At 46.5% G+C, this 16,381-nt stretch carries 17 protein-coding genes; 8 read left to right on the top strand and 9 right to left on the bottom strand.

Going from position 1 to position 16,381, the window contains the following annotated elements:
* Positions 1-41: 41 nt before the first annotated feature.
* The gene (locus tag L9Q40_RS13430; RefSeq protein WP_014230768.1) at positions 42-1,298 is read right to left on the bottom strand and encodes a methyl-accepting chemotaxis protein; all 1,257 of its coding nucleotides are present in this window, start codon (positions 1,296-1,298) and stop codon (positions 42-44) included.
* Between the two features lie 67 nt (positions 1,299-1,365).
* On the opposite strand from L9Q40_RS13430, the gene L9Q40_RS13425 reads away from it, so the two are divergent.
* A complete protein-coding gene (locus L9Q40_RS13425; protein ID WP_498793584.1) occupies positions 1,366-2,139 on the top strand; it encodes an ion transporter in 774 nt (257 codons plus the stop codon).
* Positions 2,140-2,186: 47 nt separating this feature from the next.
* Here L9Q40_RS13425 and L9Q40_RS13420 read toward each other — a convergent pair whose 3' ends face one another.
* The gene (locus L9Q40_RS13420; protein ID WP_498793583.1) at positions 2,187-3,719 is read right to left on the bottom strand and encodes a CYTH and CHAD domain-containing protein; all 1,533 of its coding nucleotides are present in this window, start codon (positions 3,717-3,719) and stop codon (positions 2,187-2,189) included.
* A 212-nt stretch (positions 3,720-3,931) separates the two neighbouring features.
* Here L9Q40_RS13420 and L9Q40_RS13415 point away from each other — a divergent pair, with 212 nt between their 5' ends.
* The 3 genes from L9Q40_RS13415 to L9Q40_RS13405 all read left to right on the top strand — a co-directional run bounded on the left by L9Q40_RS13415 (position 3,932) and on the right by L9Q40_RS13405 (position 6,796).
* On the top strand, positions 3,932-4,612 hold the full coding sequence (locus L9Q40_RS13415) for a TIGR00153 family protein (protein ID WP_014230765.1): 681 nt from the start codon (positions 3,932-3,934) through the stop codon (positions 4,610-4,612).
* Between the two features lie 130 nt (positions 4,613-4,742).
* Positions 4,743-6,002, top strand: a complete 1,260-nt coding sequence (locus tag L9Q40_RS13410; protein ID WP_014230764.1) for an inorganic phosphate transporter — start codon at positions 4,743-4,745, stop codon at positions 6,000-6,002.
* 182 nt (positions 6,003-6,184) lie between these two features.
* Positions 6,185-6,796 carry a TIGR04211 family SH3 domain-containing protein gene (locus L9Q40_RS13405; protein ID WP_020335871.1) on the top strand — a complete coding sequence of 204 codons (612 nt, stop codon included), beginning with the start codon at positions 6,185-6,187 and terminating at the stop codon, positions 6,794-6,796.
* A 65-nt stretch (positions 6,797-6,861) separates the two neighbouring features.
* On the opposite strand, the gene L9Q40_RS13400 is transcribed toward L9Q40_RS13405, so the two are convergent.
* Together L9Q40_RS13400 and L9Q40_RS13395 are read right to left on the bottom strand one after the other, a co-directional pair.
* On the bottom strand, positions 6,862-7,533 hold the full coding sequence (locus tag L9Q40_RS13400; protein ID WP_498793582.1) for a general secretion pathway protein GspB: 672 nt from the start codon (positions 7,531-7,533) through the stop codon (positions 6,862-6,864).
* Positions 7,533-9,182, bottom strand: a complete 1,650-nt coding sequence (locus L9Q40_RS13395) for an ExeA family protein (protein WP_498793581.1) — start codon at positions 9,180-9,182, stop codon at positions 7,533-7,535. Before L9Q40_RS13395 ends, L9Q40_RS13400 begins: the two co-directional genes overlap by 1 nt.
* A gap of 136 nt (positions 9,183-9,318) precedes the next feature.
* On the opposite strand from L9Q40_RS13395, the gene L9Q40_RS13390 reads away from it, so the two are divergent.
* Positions 9,319-10,539: a multifunctional CCA addition/repair protein gene (locus L9Q40_RS13390; RefSeq protein WP_498793579.1), complete on the top strand. Its 1,221-nt coding sequence runs from the start codon at positions 9,319-9,321 to the stop codon at positions 10,537-10,539.
* Between the two features lie 54 nt (positions 10,540-10,593).
* Here L9Q40_RS13390 and L9Q40_RS13385 read toward each other — a convergent pair whose 3' ends face one another.
* Genes L9Q40_RS13385 through folB form a run of 3 tightly spaced genes read right to left on the bottom strand, consistent with a single transcriptional unit; the run spans position 10,594 to position 12,251 of the window.
* A complete protein-coding gene (locus L9Q40_RS13385) occupies positions 10,594-11,397 on the bottom strand; it encodes an undecaprenyl-diphosphate phosphatase (RefSeq protein WP_498793578.1) in 804 nt (267 codons plus the stop codon).
* A gap of 15 nt (positions 11,398-11,412) precedes the next feature.
* A complete protein-coding gene (gene folK, locus L9Q40_RS13380) occupies positions 11,413-11,895 on the bottom strand; it encodes a 2-amino-4-hydroxy-6-hydroxymethyldihydropteridine diphosphokinase (protein WP_319553630.1) in 483 nt (160 codons plus the stop codon).
* The gene (folB, locus tag L9Q40_RS13375; protein WP_014230757.1) at positions 11,892-12,251 is read right to left on the bottom strand and encodes a bifunctional dihydroneopterin aldolase/7,8-dihydroneopterin epimerase; all 360 of its coding nucleotides are present in this window, start codon (positions 12,249-12,251) and stop codon (positions 11,892-11,894) included. Before folB ends, folK begins: the two co-directional genes overlap by 4 nt.
* A 251-nt stretch (positions 12,252-12,502) precedes the next feature.
* Between folB and plsY the strand changes: the two genes are divergently transcribed.
* Complete coding sequence (gene plsY / locus L9Q40_RS13370; RefSeq protein ID WP_264903188.1) at positions 12,503-13,114, top strand: glycerol-3-phosphate 1-O-acyltransferase PlsY; 612 nt, start codon at positions 12,503-12,505, stop codon at positions 13,112-13,114.
* A gap of 25 nt (positions 13,115-13,139) precedes the next feature.
* On the opposite strand, the gene L9Q40_RS13365 is transcribed toward plsY, so the two are convergent.
* Together L9Q40_RS13365 and tsaD are read right to left on the bottom strand one after the other, a co-directional pair.
* A complete protein-coding gene (locus L9Q40_RS13365; protein ID WP_498793577.1) occupies positions 13,140-13,955 on the bottom strand; it encodes an alpha/beta fold hydrolase in 816 nt (271 codons plus the stop codon).
* A gap of 415 nt (positions 13,956-14,370) precedes the next feature.
* Positions 14,371-15,387: a tRNA (adenosine(37)-N6)-threonylcarbamoyltransferase complex transferase subunit TsaD gene (tsaD, locus tag L9Q40_RS13360; RefSeq protein WP_014230754.1), complete on the bottom strand. Its 1,017-nt coding sequence runs from the start codon at positions 15,385-15,387 to the stop codon at positions 14,371-14,373.
* 229 nt (positions 15,388-15,616) lie between these two features.
* On the opposite strand from tsaD, the gene rpsU reads away from it, so the two are divergent.
* Together rpsU and L9Q40_RS13350 are read left to right on the top strand one after the other, a co-directional pair.
* Complete coding sequence (rpsU, locus tag L9Q40_RS13355; protein WP_001145625.1) at positions 15,617-15,832, top strand: 30S ribosomal protein S21; 216 nt, start codon at positions 15,617-15,619, stop codon at positions 15,830-15,832.
* A 28-nt stretch (positions 15,833-15,860) separates the two neighbouring features.
* A complete protein-coding gene (locus L9Q40_RS13350) occupies positions 15,861-16,304 on the top strand; it encodes a GatB/YqeY domain-containing protein (protein ID WP_020335862.1) in 444 nt (147 codons plus the stop codon).
* The last annotated feature ends 77 nt before the right edge of the window (positions 16,305-16,381 follow it).

Here is a 16,381-nt window from a genome sequence, read left to right as displayed (position 1 = left end):
CCACAAAAGGTTTGTGGGCGTATTATCAAAAGCTATGTGCATTAAACACTGAATGACTTGATTTTCTTGTCTAATTCTCCAGCATTATTTTGCATGGTTTCAGACGTTTCCAGTAACTCGGTCACCACAATCACAGATGCTTCAACCAGCTCTCTTACGTTAGTCAGGTTTTGGCTCATTTCCTCTGCGACACTGCTTTGCTGACCAGAAGCCGTGGCGATTTGGAAGTTCATGTCATTGATTTGAGTAACTTGAGTCACAATACCGTCTAACTCTGTCCCTGCATTCGAGACCAGTTCATTGCCTTCCGCGGCCTCAACCACGCTTTTCTCCATCAGCTCAACGGCTGATTCTGCGCTGGTTTGCAGGTGAGTAATCATTTCCTGAATCTCTATCGTCGCCTGTTGCGTGCGCTGTGCTAAGTTGCGAACTTCGTCTGCGACTACCGCAAAACCGCGTCCCGCTTCACCCGCTCGTGCGGCTTCAATCGCAGCGTTAAGTGCCAATAGGTTGGTCTGTTCAGAAATGCCCTGAATGGTTCCTACAACACTGCCAATCGCTTCCACGCGTTCTTCCACCTGATTAACAGCCTGAGCAGAAGAGGCAATGTCCTTAGAAAGTTCACTCATCTTAGCGACAGTGCTCTGTAAGAATTGTTGGCCAGAAACCGCTTGAGACGACGCCTGTTCAGTGAGAATCGATGCCTGCTGGGCATGTTCTGCCACCGTTTGAACCGTAGAAGACATTTCACTCATGGCGGTCGCAAGCTGGTCTATTTCATTGAACTCTTCCTGAGCCGACTCTTTGGTTTCTGACATGCTTATTGTCATCACTTCAGTCAGCGCTGAGAGCTCATCTGAGGCGTTGATTTGCATTTGGATTACGTCATGTAATTGGCGACGTGTTTTTTCCAGCTCGCGTGCCACGTCTCCGTATTCATCCTTACAATCCATACCAAATGGTACCGATAAGTTTTTGCTCGCCATCAGTTTTATCGCATCATTCAGGTATTGAGTTTGACGTAACATGACACGTGCTGCGGCTAACAACAAAACAACAAAGACAATGATGAGCAGCGCTGTCTGCCAAACAACCTGAGTCAGGTAGGCCTCATAATGCTGCTGAGCAATATCCGTATTCTGCGTCGCAGCCAACAATGAATCGTAAAACGTGTTGGCATCCCAAAGTTGCTTTGCCACAATCAAAATAGTACTGAAGACCATCAACATGACCATCTTTGGTACCAGTCGAATGTCGGATATGACTCTTTCCCACGGCTTAAATGCCAGTTTTTCCATTGTCAGTTCTCCACCGAGTCTTATATAGTTTTTGTCATTCTGTTACGCGAATTAATTCGAGATTTGTATGAAAAACAACGATATCAAAGACAGCACCCGCCCAATGGGACTTTTGTCATTAGTCCTGTCCTTTCTGGCATTATTTGTAACCTCAGGTCTGTTATTTTTTTCGATCGATCGCGAAACCCGTCAAGTACTTATCGGTCTCGACTTCATAATCTGTAGTATTTTTCTCTTCCAACTGACCATTGATTTGATCCGCGCCACAAATCGGTGGAACTTCCTTAAACTACACTGGATAGATTTTGTGGCCAGTATCCCAATGATCGAGCCACTACGCTTTGCCAGAGTTTTTCATATTTTGCGCATGGTACTGGTACTGCGCTCTTCTCGATTCATTCTCCATCAACTCAAGGAGAATCGCCGAGAAACAACCGTTGCTTCCATTCTGTTACTAATGGTGATTTTAATAACTCTGGGTTCCAGTACGATGCTGTTCATTGAAGCCAAAGATCCTGCGGCCAACATTCGGACCGGGGCCGACGCTTTGTGGTGGGTGTTTGTCACTATCTCTACCGTAGGGTATGGGGACCATTATCCGGTAACCAGTGGTGGCAAATTTCTCGCCGTAGTGATCATTGTTTGTGGTGTGGGGATCTTCGGCATGATCTCTGGTTTGGTCACGTCAATCGTGACGGCTCCAACGAAGAAAGAAGATCATCGAACCAAGCATACAGAGCATATGTTGAACAAACTCGTTGAACAGCAGGAAACGATCCTTAATCGGATAAATGAGCTTGAACTGCGACAACAAAAGCAACAGAGCCAAAAAGAAAAATAGGGCCTGGAGGCCCTAATTGCATTCAATACGCAGTTGATGAGGTGCTATCACTCTCGCCAGTAAGGCTGTGTCTCAACGCTGATGGCTCGGGTTTGATCCATAGCATGTAGGATAGAGCGCTCTTGACGGTGCAGCCATCGTTCTAGCTGCTCTTTTTCATCGGCTTGTAGCATGTCCACCAGCGGCAACAAATGATTCAGCATCAACAAATCATCGATACCATGAACCAGATCCGCCCATGGAAGACGGAAGCTATTACGCTCGTCGCTGTTATACAGGCTCGCGAATCCGATTCCGGTGTAGAGATTGCGAAGTAAGCGATAACGCTGGTCAACATAATCCTGCGCAGACAAATCACGCTCTGCGGGAAACGCTTCCATCAACTCTGCCCAAGTGCGATCCAGTTGCGTGACAGAAAATGGCAAGATGTTGCTCGCCATTTTTTCTCGTGCTTTTTCATCCAAAAATGGCTGCCAGCCGCGAGCAAGGATCCAACGGCTCAGATCAAGCAATAAGCCGGTGTAACGAGCTGAACTTAACAGCTCTAGCACTTCTTCACGGCTTGGGAGTTCTTGCAGTTGCTGAGTTAGCTCCGAAACCAAGAACTTGCGGGCATCAAGCTTACGCAACACGTTACCTTTGTCATCAAGTAACTCTTCAAGGTGAGCATGTTCGTCTAACCATGTAAGCTCTTCTTCCAACCATTTTAGTTCCTGACGCAGAATAGCACTGGCTCGACGTGGGACAATGCCACCAAATATGGTTAAGGTCTGACGAATAAATCGAAGCGCATTGCTGATTTCGCGAAGTGCTTCGACACAATCACGTTCCGAATAGATTTGCTCATGGTAGTGCCAGTGGGACAACGCGTGCTCTAACGAGTTGATCAGACAATATTCCACGGTGTCTGTGCTGCGGCTGTCGACTAAAGCCAGCGGTTTTACCTCATCACCCGTGTATCCGGTTGCCAAGCGATAACCTTTGGCCGCTTTGCTTAAATTCCCGAGACGCATGCCACCTTGCTCGCAAAAGCTACGCGCCAATGTAAACAGAGCATCGGTTTGTCCCGATTTGAGTTCCAGTTCGACTTCGCAAATCGGCTCTTGTCTGTCTTCTCCATCATCACCTTTCGCGATAACCATACCTTGGTCAAAGGCGACTTCAACCTGGCTGCCATCAGGCATACCAATTAGCCACTGCTCGCGAGTGAAATTAGTCGAAAATAACGGAGTGAGTTCGGATTGTAAGGTCTCGACATCTTTACCAGCAGGCCAGATATCAGAAGGATGAAGTGTGAGATCGGGCTCATCGCTCGTGTGCTCAGCATTGTATTCTGGTCTTTGGTGTAAACCAGCGACGACGCGTCCTGCGGTTTTCACTGTTTGAACAAATACATCATCAAAACGGCGAATTCTTAAACCAATGTCATGCTTTCTTAACCATTTATCGGCAGTATCAAAGTAGGTGTTACCCAAGTCACGACAACTATGCTGAAGTACTTTTGTCTCAGAAATTTTTTCCTTTAAAGTTTCTGAAAATTCAGGAGAAACAAAAAACTTCAGTTCTATTTCGGTTTCCATAGCTATACCTTTCAAAGCAGATAGAAACAGGATATTGCGTATTTTCTTACACGGCAAGAAAGAAATATCACTCGAATGATGATCTAAAACAGTTTTAAAGAGCGATTTAATGCGTTAACATGCGCGCCTTTATAGCCATCGCTCAACATTTCGCCAAGACCAAAGAAATGGTGTATGTTTTTTTTAGGTTATAGTTATTAGGTTGAATGACCATGCCAGTAAATACAATTATGGGGTTATTTGCAAAGTCCCCTATTAAGCCTTTGCAACGCCACGTTGTGTGTGTCAACGAATGTTGTTCACACCTGGTGAAGTTCTTTGAAGTTTCTTCAAAGGGAGACTGGGAAAAAGCAGCAGAGATCCGTGCTCAAATTTCTCACCTTGAGAAAGAAGCGGATGTTCTGAAACGTGAAATCCGTCTAAAACTGCCTCGCGGTTTGTTTATGCCAGTAGACCGTACTGACATGCTTGAGCTTCTGACTCAACAAGACAAACTTGCCAACTTGGCGAAAGACATTGCTGGCCGTGTATATGGTCGTCAACTTGTCATTCCTGAGGCTCTCCAGCCAAATTTCCTCGCTTACGTTCAACGTTGTCTTGACGCGGCTAATCAGGCGCAAAAGGTAATTAATGAACTTGATGAACTATTAGAAACAGGCTTTAAAGGCCGTGAAGTAACACTCGTTGCTGAAATGATTCATCAGTTAGACGTCATCGAAGATGATACCGATGCTATGCAGATTGAACTTCGTCAACAATTGATGGCGATTGAATCTGACATGAACCCTATCGATGTCATGTTCTTGTATAAGATTCTTGAATGGGTAGGTGGTATTGCCGACCAAGCGCAGCGCGTAGGTGCTCGTTTGGAAGTCATGCTATCTCGATCTTAAAACATAAGTTAACGACATAACGAAGAGCATAATACACACGTGTCATAAGGACGATGACTGTTTTCATCGTCTTTCGATTTGGCGCGCGTAAAATTTTGTTCCGCTTGTTATAAAACAACTAGGTATTACGATGGATATCCTTGCGAACTACGGCACTGTCCTGATTATTGTTGCAGCGATTTTTGGTTTCATGATGGCGATTGGTATTGGCGCGAACGACGTTGCCAATGCGATGGGTACATCGGTAGGTTCAAAAGCGCTAACCGTAAAACAAGCTATCATCATTGCGATGATCTTTGAATTTGCGGGTGCATATCTTGCAGGCGGTGAAGTAACCGACACTATCCGTAAAGGTGTTATCGAAACATCTCTATTTGCTCACCAGCCTGACGTTCTTGTCTTCGGTATGATGTCTGCGCTACTTGCTGCCGGCACATGGCTACTGCTAGCGTCTTACATGGGCTGGCCAGTATCAACCACTCACTCAATCATCGGTGCGATCATCGGTTTTGCGTGTGTATCTGTAGGTACAGAAGCGGTGGACTGGGGCAGCGTTCAGGGCATTGTGGGTAGTTGGATCATTACACCAGTTATCTCCGGCTTCTTTGCATACGTGATTTTTGTCAGCGCACAACGCCTGATTTTTGATACAGAAAATCCGCTATTTAATGCAAAACGCTTTGTGCCTGTTTACATGTTTATCACCACAATGGTGATTGCACTGGTTACTATCAAAAAAGGTCTTAAGCACGTTGGTCTTCACCTGAGCAACGGTGAAGCCTGGATGTGGGCGGCTGCGGTATCGGCAATTGTAATGGCTGGCGGCTACTTCTACATTCAGAAGAAATTTGCTAACCGCGAAGATGACCACAGCTTCTCTGGTGTTGAAGGCATCTTCAGTGTGCTAATGGTTATCACAGCTTGTGCGATGGCATTTGCACACGGTTCGAACGACGTAGCAAACGCGATTGGCCCTCTTTCAGCGGTAGTATCAACTGTTGAGCACATGGGTGAAATCACATCTAAGAGCACAATCGCATGGTGGATTCTTCCACTAGGTGGTATCGGTATCGTTGTGGGCCTTGCGACTCTGGGCCACAAAGTAATGGCAACCGTTGGTACAGGTATTACTGAACTAACACCAAGCCGTGGCTTTGCAGCGCAGCTAGCGACGGCATGTACCGTTGTTTTGGCGTCTGGTACAGGTCTGCCAATTTCAACCACTCAAACACTGGTTGGTGCGGTTCTGGGTGTAGGTTTTGCTCGCGGTATTGCAGCACTAAACCTAGGTGTGGTTCGTAACATCGTTGCTTCATGGATTGTTACTCTACCAGCGGGTGCACTATTGGCAGTGGTCTTCTTCTACGGCATTCAAGCAATGTTTTCGTAATTAAGACATCCGTCAATAGAATGTAAGCGCTTTGTCATTATTGACCCAAACGCACAGAAAGGGAGGCTTTGCCTCCCTTCTTTGTTGCACCAAAGTTTGAAACTGCATACTATTCGTCTAATTCCGGCTCCAATAATTCGGTGCCAACGCTGTATCCAAGAAAAATCGTTAAGGGATTTACTGTGAAAAAACTAATCATCACGGTTTTGTTTACATTGCTAGCAGCGCCAACGGCCCTAGCTGCAAACCGTTATATTTCTGATGACCTATTCACTTTTATGCACTCAGGTCCAAACAACACTTACCGAATTATTGGTAGTGTCGACGCAGGTTCGCAAGTACAACTACTAAGCGCGAATAAAGAGACCGGCTATACACAAGTTCGTGACTCCCGCGGCCGTACTGGCTGGGTGCAAAGCAAATTTGTCACTAACAAAGAAAGCATGGCAATTCGCCTACCTCGTATTGAAAAAGAGCTTGCTGAAGTGAAAGAACAACTGGCCAATGCTCGCCAGACTTCAGACACAGAAAAAGCGGGCCTTGTGACCTCACTAGAAACACGTAATCAACAAATCTCTGATCTTGAGAACAAGTATTCAGAGATCAGCGACCAACTGACTTCGATTGAAACAGAAAATCGTGAGCTGCGCGCTAAACTTGATACGCAAAAAGATGACATGCTGCTGAAGTACTTCACCTACGGTGGTGGTGTTGCAGGTCTTGGTCTGCTGTTTGGTTTGGTCTTGCCTCATCTAATGCCACGCAAAAAGCGTTCTCCAGCAGGTTGGGCATAATCGCTCCCTCGCTTTGAATACTAAAAAGGCCACATGATTGTGGCCTTTTGCTTATTTGGACTAAGTTACCCTTCCCACTCATAAAGTGCCGGAATACGGATCTGTTCTCCCTGAAACTCAACAATCACCGCTTGAGGCTGAATCTCTTTCAGTGTGACTTGACCATCCACCACATCACCTTGGTGATATTCCACATTATTGATTTTCACCCAACGTCGTTGGGAATCACTGGCGTACATGTGTGTTTGTAAGTTGAGTGCTGGAAGGCGACCCTGCCACTGCTGGGCATTCCCCTCCAAATCGTTAACTGGCATGGAGCGCTGCGACGTTGCACTTCCGCTCTTGGACAGTGCGTTCTCCACCTTCATTGCCAAATCCGGCGACAGTGACGATAAATCGATATCATCCAAAGTGAAGTCTAAATCGTCATCGCTGGCTTGATTTTGTGCCACCGGGGATGAAGTGCCCTGATTGCTGCTGACATACTCTTCTGATGGCATGTAGCTTCCCATATCACCTGATAATTCCGCACTAGGCCACTCTCTTGGCAGTTGCGCCAGTTGGCTGACATCTGGATAGTCCAATACTTCAAACGGCTGTACAACCTCCTCTACAGCAACAGCCACAGGTGTCGCAGCTTGAGTTTTAGGAGTCAGCTTTTCCAGATACCAGGCAGTGCCAAGGGCAGAAATACCTATAGGCAAAAGCAGCAAGCTTGCATGCTTGGCTAAAGACATTACGCATCCTCCTTATCTATGCTTGCAAGAGTTGGCGCGTTAGGCTGCACATTTTGCTGTAATCGCTCTAGCGTGCGCTGACCCGCGATACCGTCAACACCAATGCCTTGCCAGCGTTGGAATAGTTCGACGCGTTCTTTCATTTCTGAATCAAAAATGGAGGTGCCTAATGGTAATTCGCTTACCGCCTCAGCAAGTAGCTGATCTAACACTTCTATAGCAGGCCCTTCCATATCTAACCGCAACGTTTCTTTAAGCGGCGATTGCCACAGTTCGATAATATTTCCCTGCCACATCGGTTTTAACCAGGAGAGAGGGAGGCGCAAACGCTGCTTACCGTTAAGTACTTCGACTTTATCGTTCCCTACCGCGTAGAGAATCACATACCCAATATCGCCTTGATAATTCAGCTCCAAGATCACGGGTCTATTTTGCTTCATCAACAGCGGCCAAGTCGCCATTTTCCTCTCACAAACCATGGTCGATTGTGCCTCAGATAAGCAGAGGTTATCGCGCACCGAAGCTCGGTAGCCCCACAATTTATACAGATCGTTCACGGCAAGGTTCGATTGTTTTTGTGAAAGCAGTAACTCGCGTTGCTCATTGCTTAGCTGATCGCGCACGACGACAGGTTCAACTGACTCAACCTGCTCAGGAGCACTGATCGCAACGGCCTCTTCGACAAACTGGGAAATTGGCTTCATCGGTATATGATTAATGACCGCCCAACCGACACCAAGCGCGGCAGCTACCCCAATCGCAGCGCTTCCCCAAGCTGGCCAGCTAAACGAACGACGAGATACCATTTGTCCAGATTTGTTGTCTTGCTGATAAATATCGGCCTGAAATTGCATGACCTCTTCACAAGCGCGTAGAACGGTCTGTTTGTCTACAACTGTGCTGCCCTGGTGATAGCTCATGTTAAGAGCTTTATCGCAAATGAGGTTAATCAGCCTGGGAATACCATGACTATACTTGGCGATCAGTTTGGTCGAACTACGATTAAATAACTGTTGATTGCCACCCGCCGTATGAAGCCGGAACGCGATGTAATCCTCGGTTTCTTTTTCATCCAAAGGCAAGAGGTGGTAACGACCGGTAATTCTCTGAGCTAGCTGGCGTAGCTGGGTGGTTTGTAATAAGCGTTGTAACTCTGGCTGCCCCACCAAAAGGACTTTAAGCAGCTTTCGGGTCTCTGTTTCTAAATTCGTCAGCAGGCGAAGTTGCTCTAACACATCCGCGACCAGATGCTGCGCTTCATCAATAACCAACAAGGTTTGCCAGCCAGCATTGTGGTTGTGCAGCAGGTATTGATGAATCACTTGGTTTAACTGTTTTAACGTCGCATCTTGCGGATAGACAATTTTAAATTCATCACAAATCGCCTCCAGAAGATCTCGAGTCGAAAACGTTGGATTAAGAATCAAACCCGCCTTGGTGGTCTCGTCCAAGTTGGCCAACATGGCTTTCGCCACGGTGGTTTTCCCCGTCCCTACTTCTCCTGTCAACATGGCAAATCCGCCCCCATCACCCAATCCGGCTTTGAGGTGCGTAATCGCTTCTTTATGACGTTGACTCAGATACAAATAACGAGAGTTTGGAACAATCGAAAAAGGTTGCTCTACAAACCCAAAAAAGTCCTTATACATAGGATCTCCAGCTAAAAACCCGCCCACTTTGAAACTGCCCCTAATAAACATAGATGCATCTTCTATTGGGAGTAAAGAAAAGTACCATTGCTTGCTACAATGTCCAACGACATATCAGTAAATTAAGAGGTTGTTCGTGCAAGTTTACTTAGTAGGTGGTGCAGTCCGGGATCAATTACTTGGAATTGATCACTATGACAATGATTGGGTGGTGGTTGGTGCAACCCCAGAAATGATGCTTGAACAGGGGTATACCGCCGTCGGTAAAGATTTCCCTGTGTTTCTTCACCCTAAAACCAAAGAAGAACATGCACTAGCACGAACAGAGAGAAAATCAGGCTCGGGTTACACCGGTTTTGAGTGCTTCTTCGATCAAAGTGTCACCTTGGAAGAAGATTTGATTCGTCGAGACTTAACCATCAACGCCATGGCAATGGATGACCAGGGAAAGCTGTACGATCCCTACGGCGGCCAAGACGATCTCAACAACCGCCTTCTACGCCACGTCTCTGATGCGTTTATCGAAGATCCGCTTCGAGTCCTGCGTGTGGCCCGCTTTGCAGCCAAGCTCGCGCCATTGGGTTTTAAGGTGGCAGACGAAACCATGCAACTGATGCGTGATATGTCTGCATCCGGGGAGCTCGACACACTGACACCAGAAAGAGTGTGGCAGGAATGGCATAAATCTTTGTCTTCTCCTCGACCGGATGTCTTTCTTTCCGTACTGCGTGAATGCGGAGCTCTGGCGGTTGTCCTGCCAGAAATTGACGCCCTGTTTGGGGTGCCTCAACCTGAGAAATGGCACCCTGAAATCGACACCGGTATTCACACATTAATGGTCGCCGAACAAGCCGCGAAACTTAGCGCTTCTCTGCCGGTACGCTTTGCGGCACAAGTGCATGATCTCGGTAAAGGCGTGACGCCAAAGCGTGAATGGCCAAGTCACAAAATGCACTGCCATACAGGCCTCAAGCTGATTAAAAAACTGTGTGAACGCGTTCGCGTACCCAATGAGTTTCGTGATTTAGCCTTAATGGTCTGCGAACAGCATTCCAATATTCACCGAGCAGCAGAGTTAAAACCGCAAACCATCATCAAAGTTCTCAACAAGTTCGACGTATGGCGTAAAGCCGATCGACTGCAAGACATTTTAATCTGCTGTCAGGCTGACCATGCAGGTAGAAAAGGCTTAGAAGATCTGCCTTATCCTCAAGCGGAGATTTTTACCCGAGCCTATCAAGCCGCAGTAGCCGTGGATGTTCAGGCTATCATTCAGGACGGATTTAAAGGGCCAGCGATTCGAGATGAACAAGAAAAGAGACGGATTGAAGCGGTAAAAATCGCGCTTAATAAATAGCGACCAAACAAAAACGCCCGCTCAACATGGAGCGGGCGTTTTATTAAATAAGGATTAGGCACTAAGTAAGAAAGCAAATAGGCCCACACCCAGAATCAGACGGTAAATAACGAATGGTGTCATCCCCATACGTGAAATCATCTTGAGGAAGAAGTGGATACAAATGTACGCACTCACAAAAGACGTCACGATGCCCGTAAGTAAAAACCCAATGTGCACGGGTTCGCCACTGGTAACCAGCTTCATACCAAGGTAGCTACCTGCAAGCGCGATGATTGGAATAGACATCAGGAACGAGAAACGAGCAGCGGCCTCACGAGTAAAGCCAAGGTACAGCGCGGCTGTTATTGTCGCGCCAGAACGAGAGGTTCCCGGAATCATCGCGAGTGCTTGAGCGATACCAATAAATAGCGCTTTCTTCCAGCCAGTCTGGTATTCGTTTGCCACTTGTTTGGCGTGTTTATCCGCCCACCACAGCAATAAACCAAACACTATTGTCGTCGTCGCGATCACATAGGCACTGCGCAGGTACACTTCGATGATGTCTTTCATCAGTAGACCAAACACACAAGCCGGAATCGTTGCCAGTACGATCATCCACGCCAGTTTCGCTTCTTTGCCACGATCCCCTTTAAAGATAGAGGCAAACAACGCCCGAAATAGCGTAAGCACTTCATAACGGAAATAGAGCACCACAGCCATCAAGGTCCCGACGTGAACAGCGACATCAAATGCAAGACCTTGATCTTCCCAACCAAGAACAGCGGAAGGCAGGATCAAATGTGCGGAGCTGGAAATAGGCAAAAACTCCGTTAGACCCTGAATAAGAGCCAAAATAAAGGCTTCCAAATAACTCATGTAAATAACTCAAATTTAAATTGAAAAAGAAACTGGTTTAAGACAATCAACTGGCTGCATCGCGAGCCAAACATCCGCAACCGTGCGTCCATCACCAGGAATAATCAAATGTGGTTCGAGATCATACAAAGGCTTTGTGACAAAGGGATATTTATAGATATCACTGCGAGGCAATTCAGGCTTTTGCTTAGAAATGATCTCACCAAACAACACTATATCCAGATCCAGTGTTCGATCCTGATACTTTTGCGCATTTTCTTCTCGCCCCCACTTAAATTCAATCTCACGCAGGCGATGGCTCAACTCTTCTAATGATAAAGTTGTACGCAGAGCAATCACAAAGTTGTAGAAGTTCTGGCTGCTGAAACCAATTGGTTCGCATTCATATATCGGTGATACAAGAAGATCTTCTCCAAGCTGTTGCAGCTCTGTATAAGCAACCTTCGCATGCTGCTCTCTGTCTATATTCGTACCGACACCGATATAAGCGGTGATCATGCCTGACCTCGCTCAATCACCACACCTACCGCGCGAGCTTGAGGAACCGCACCAGGTTTTGCTAAGCGAATTTTAATCCAAGGTACCGAAAAACGTTGCATGATCAACTCTGCGATTTCTTCCGCTACACGTTCTACCAATAAAAAACGGCCATTCTCTATGTGATTTAATACTGCTTCACTCACTTGCGAGTAATCTAATGCATCTTGAACATCATCACTTTTACCAGCAGGCTTATTGTCATGTGCCATTTCGATATCCAGAACCAGCTTTTGTTTAATTTGCTGTTCCCAATCGTACACGCCAATCGTGGTGATCACTTCTAATTGTTCAATAAACACTTTATCCAGAGCCATCTTATGTCCTTCTATTGCAGAGGTCGGATACCCATTGAGGGTAATTTGATCGTAATATTCTATACCTAAGCCACTTATTATAAGGTTGCTATAAAGTGGCTTAGGTATAAAAACTGCAAAACACCTTTATATACAGGAACTCACATAATGCAAGCTCCTTCGTAGAGAGTGTTTCTGCTAGCAGCGGATTCACGCTATGATAGCAACTACGCTGGAACTGAGCATTAATTTCCAATCCATCAAGGACTTCTATGGACGCACTGGCACTGATAATGACAATGGCCGCCTATTTACTGGGTTCTATATCCAGTGCGGTGTTAATTTGTCGTCTGTTAAAACTGCCAGACCCACGTAAAGTTGGCTCTAATAATCCAGGCGCAACCAATGTATTACGCATTGGAGGTAAAGGGGCTGCCATCTCTGTATTGCTGTGTGACATGCTCAAAGGCACCATTCCTGTATGGGGTGGCTACTTCCTCGGGATAAACCCGATCATCCTTGGCGTCATAGCGATCGCCGCATGCCTTGGTCATATGTACCCTATTTTCTTCCATTTCAAAGGTGGTAAAGGCGTTGCCACTGCCTTGGGTGCTATCGCGCCAATTGGGCTTGACCTTACGGCATTAGTGATGCTGACCTGGCTCTGCGTCGCGATCATCTTCCGCTATTCATCCCTTGCAGCCCTGGTTACTGTCTTGCTGACGCCCTTTTATACCTGGATGTTCAAGCCACAGTACACCTTACCCGTAGCGATGTTGTGTTGCCTGATTGTATTTAAACATCACCAGAACATCCGACGCTTGTTAACCGGCGAAGAGCCTAAAATTGGCCAAAAGAATCTGACAGAAAAAAACTCGGCATAGTGCCGAGTTTCTGTTTAGCGCAGTCTTAAGAGTAAACTTTATTTAGAAAGTTCAACAACATCTGATTGACGAACTCAGGCTGCTCAAGAGAACTGATATGACCCGCTTCTGGAATCTCAACCAGCTGACTGCCTGTAATGCAATCATTCATCAAGTAAGATTCGAACACCGGACGAGGTTTATCTTCACGGCCTACTGCAATTAACGTCGGCAATGCAAACTTCTCTGAATCTTCGATCACATCACGTCGACCAAAGACCATTCGACCAATTCGCGCTACTTCAACCGCACGCTCACCCTGCAGTGCTTGTAAGCTTTGCTTAAATGATGCGATGAGTTCTGGGTTCGCTTGCTCAACATTGTTGGCAAAGAACAGCGGAGCGACAGCGTCGACAATCGGCTCAGGTACCGATTGAACTTGATTGATGGTATCGAGCATCGCAAAGTACTTCTTGTGTGTGACTTCTGGCTCCCAGCCAATAAACGTATCCATCAGAACCAGAGACTTAACACGCTGTGGCGCTTGAGCAGTTAACTCCGCGCCCCACATGCCACCAACAGACAAACCAACAATAGAAAACTCTTCCACTTCGAGGTGATCCATCAACGCTAACATATGCTGGGCATAGTCGACTAAAGAGCGTGTTGATGCAGGTGCCGCCTCAGACTCACCATGTGCCCATAAATCCGGCACGATACAGCGATAAAACTGACTGAGAACTTCAACCTGTGGTGCCCACATTTGGTTATCCCACAAATAGCTGTGACCAAATAGCAGTACTGGCCCTTCCCCCTTATCCAGGTAGGCAAGTTGCTGACCTTCAATTTCAAATTTATTCATTGCTATATCCATTACTTATTTTTCTATCCGATGTTGTCAATGAACTAAGCAGCCCGAGGTTATTGCAAAATACAATCACCTGTTATTGATGTGCTCTGTTATCAAAAACAAAGGCCTCTATGAATAGAGGCCTGTATATACCCAAATGACTTCAAGATGCAGGATTCAGAGCGTTGTCACTGATACTAGTTCAAGGAAAATAATGCAGCGGAATAGCAAGCTCTTTCCAAGTTATTTGACGCAGAAATTGTGTCAGTGACACGCTCCCGAAGGGCGAGTTGTCTTGACTCACAGCCTTTGTTAACGATTTTTGATTTAGTACCACTAGATCTTCAAATCGTTGCCGCGTCTGAGAGCCAAGTCATTCTCGCTGAACCAAGCATCTCGAGGTTATTTGGGTATAAGATAAATACGCTTACGCAATCGGCGTTAGTTGATCGATTGGCCAGCGAGGACGGGCTTCGACTGCCATATCCGATACTTCACCGTTTTTCAGACGCTGCATGCCCGCATAAGCGATCATTGCGCCATTGTCGGTACAAAACTCTGTACGTGGGTAATAAACTTCACCACCGACTTTCTTCGCCAGTTTTTCCAACTCTGCACGTAGACGACGGTTCGCACTCACACCACCTGCGATAACAATACGTTTCATACCAGTCTGATCCAGTGCTCGCCTACACTTGATCGCCAACGTTGCACAAACCGCTTCTTCAAATGCCAGCGCGATATCTGCGCGAGTCTGTTCGTCATCGCCATTCGCCGCAATAGTATTCGCCGTGAATGTCTTCAGACCAGAGAAGCTCATATCCAGACCCGGACGATCTGTCATTGGGCGTGGGAATTTAAAGCGCCCCGGCGTGCCTTTTTCAGCCAGCTTTGAAAGCAGTGGACCACCAGGGTAATCCAGACCCATTAACTTCGCTGTCTTATCAAAAGCTTCACCAGCCGCATCATCAATCGACTCACCCAGGATTTGGTATTCACCAATGCCTTTTACTTCAACCATCATAGAATGACCACCAGATACCAATACCGCTACAAACGGGAACGGTGGTGGGTTGTCTTCCAGCATTGGCGCCAGTAAGTGGCCTTCCATATGATGAACAGGTACCGCAGGCACACCCCAAGCGTAAGCAATACTGCGACCAATGGTTGCGCCAACCAATAACGCCCCAACTAAACCTGGGCCAGCGGTGTACGCCACACCATCAATGTCTTTTGAAGTGAGGTTCGCTTCTTTTAATGCCTCTTTAATAAGAGGAATGGTTTTCTTCACATGGTCACGTGAAGCCAACTCAGGCACCACACCACCATAATCCGCGTGAAGTTTTACTTGGCTGTAAAGCTTGTGTGACAACAGACCCTTTTCATCGTCATAAATCGCGATGCCAGTCTCGTCACAAGAGGTTTCAATACCAATAATACGCATGGTTATCTCAGTATGCTTTCTATATAGAGGAAATTTGGGCGTCATATTACCTTGCCTTGGTGCTGCAAACAAATTTTGTACAGACAATAATCGATAAAAGGCTTTACAAAGCAGTTGTGATCGGATTAAAATTCCGCACCATTTTTGATCAGCTGGTAAGTGACCAAATAATTGTGATTTGGTCTGTTGAATGCCAGCATTAACGAATAACCCCTGAGGTGAAAGGCATATGCCAGTAGTTAAAGTACGTGAAAACGAACCGTTCGACGTTGCTCTACGTCGTTTTAAGCGCTCTTGCGAAAAAGCAGGTATCCTTTCTGAAGTGCGTCGTCGTGAGCACTACGAAAAACCAACTACAGTTCGCAAACGCGCTAAAGCAGCAGCTCAAAAGCGTCACGCTAAGAAGCTAGCTCGCGAAAACGCTCGTCGCGTTCGCCTGTACTAATAACTGAGCTCCGTAGAGGAATTTAGTTATGGCTCTGATTGAACAACTCAAAGAAGAGCAAAAATTAGCGATGAAAGCCAAGGACAAATTGCGCCTTGGTACTATTCGTTTAGCCTTAGCAGCAATTAAGCAACGTGAAGTTGACGAGCAGATTACTCTGAACGACGACGACATTATTGCGGTATTGACTAAGATGGTTAAACAACGTCGCGACTCTGTAACGCAGTATGAAGCAGCGGGTCGTCAAGATCTTGCTGATGCGGAGAAAGCAGAAATTACGGTTCTTGAGGACTTTATGCCTCAACCACTGACAGACGATGAAGTTGCGACTCTTATCGAGAATGCAATTGCAGAATCTGGTGCAGCTGGCATGCAAGACATGGGTAAAGTAATGGGCGTTTTGAAACCGCAAATTCAAGGGCGTGCAGATATGGGTAAAGTAAGCGGTTTAGTTCGCGCTAAATTGGCTTAATACCCCACCCAATTGCAGCAAGCCGTGCTATCCTTTGGAACGCACGGCTTGTTTGTATCTGAATGAAGCAACTCAAA

Source organism: Allocatenococcus thiocycli, assembly GCF_921292965.1.
Taxonomy (GTDB): domain Bacteria; phylum Pseudomonadota; class Gammaproteobacteria; order Enterobacterales; family Vibrionaceae; genus Vibrio; species Vibrio natriegens.
Note: the sequence above shows the minus strand (reverse complement) of the source record. Positions and strands in the feature narration are given on the sequence as shown.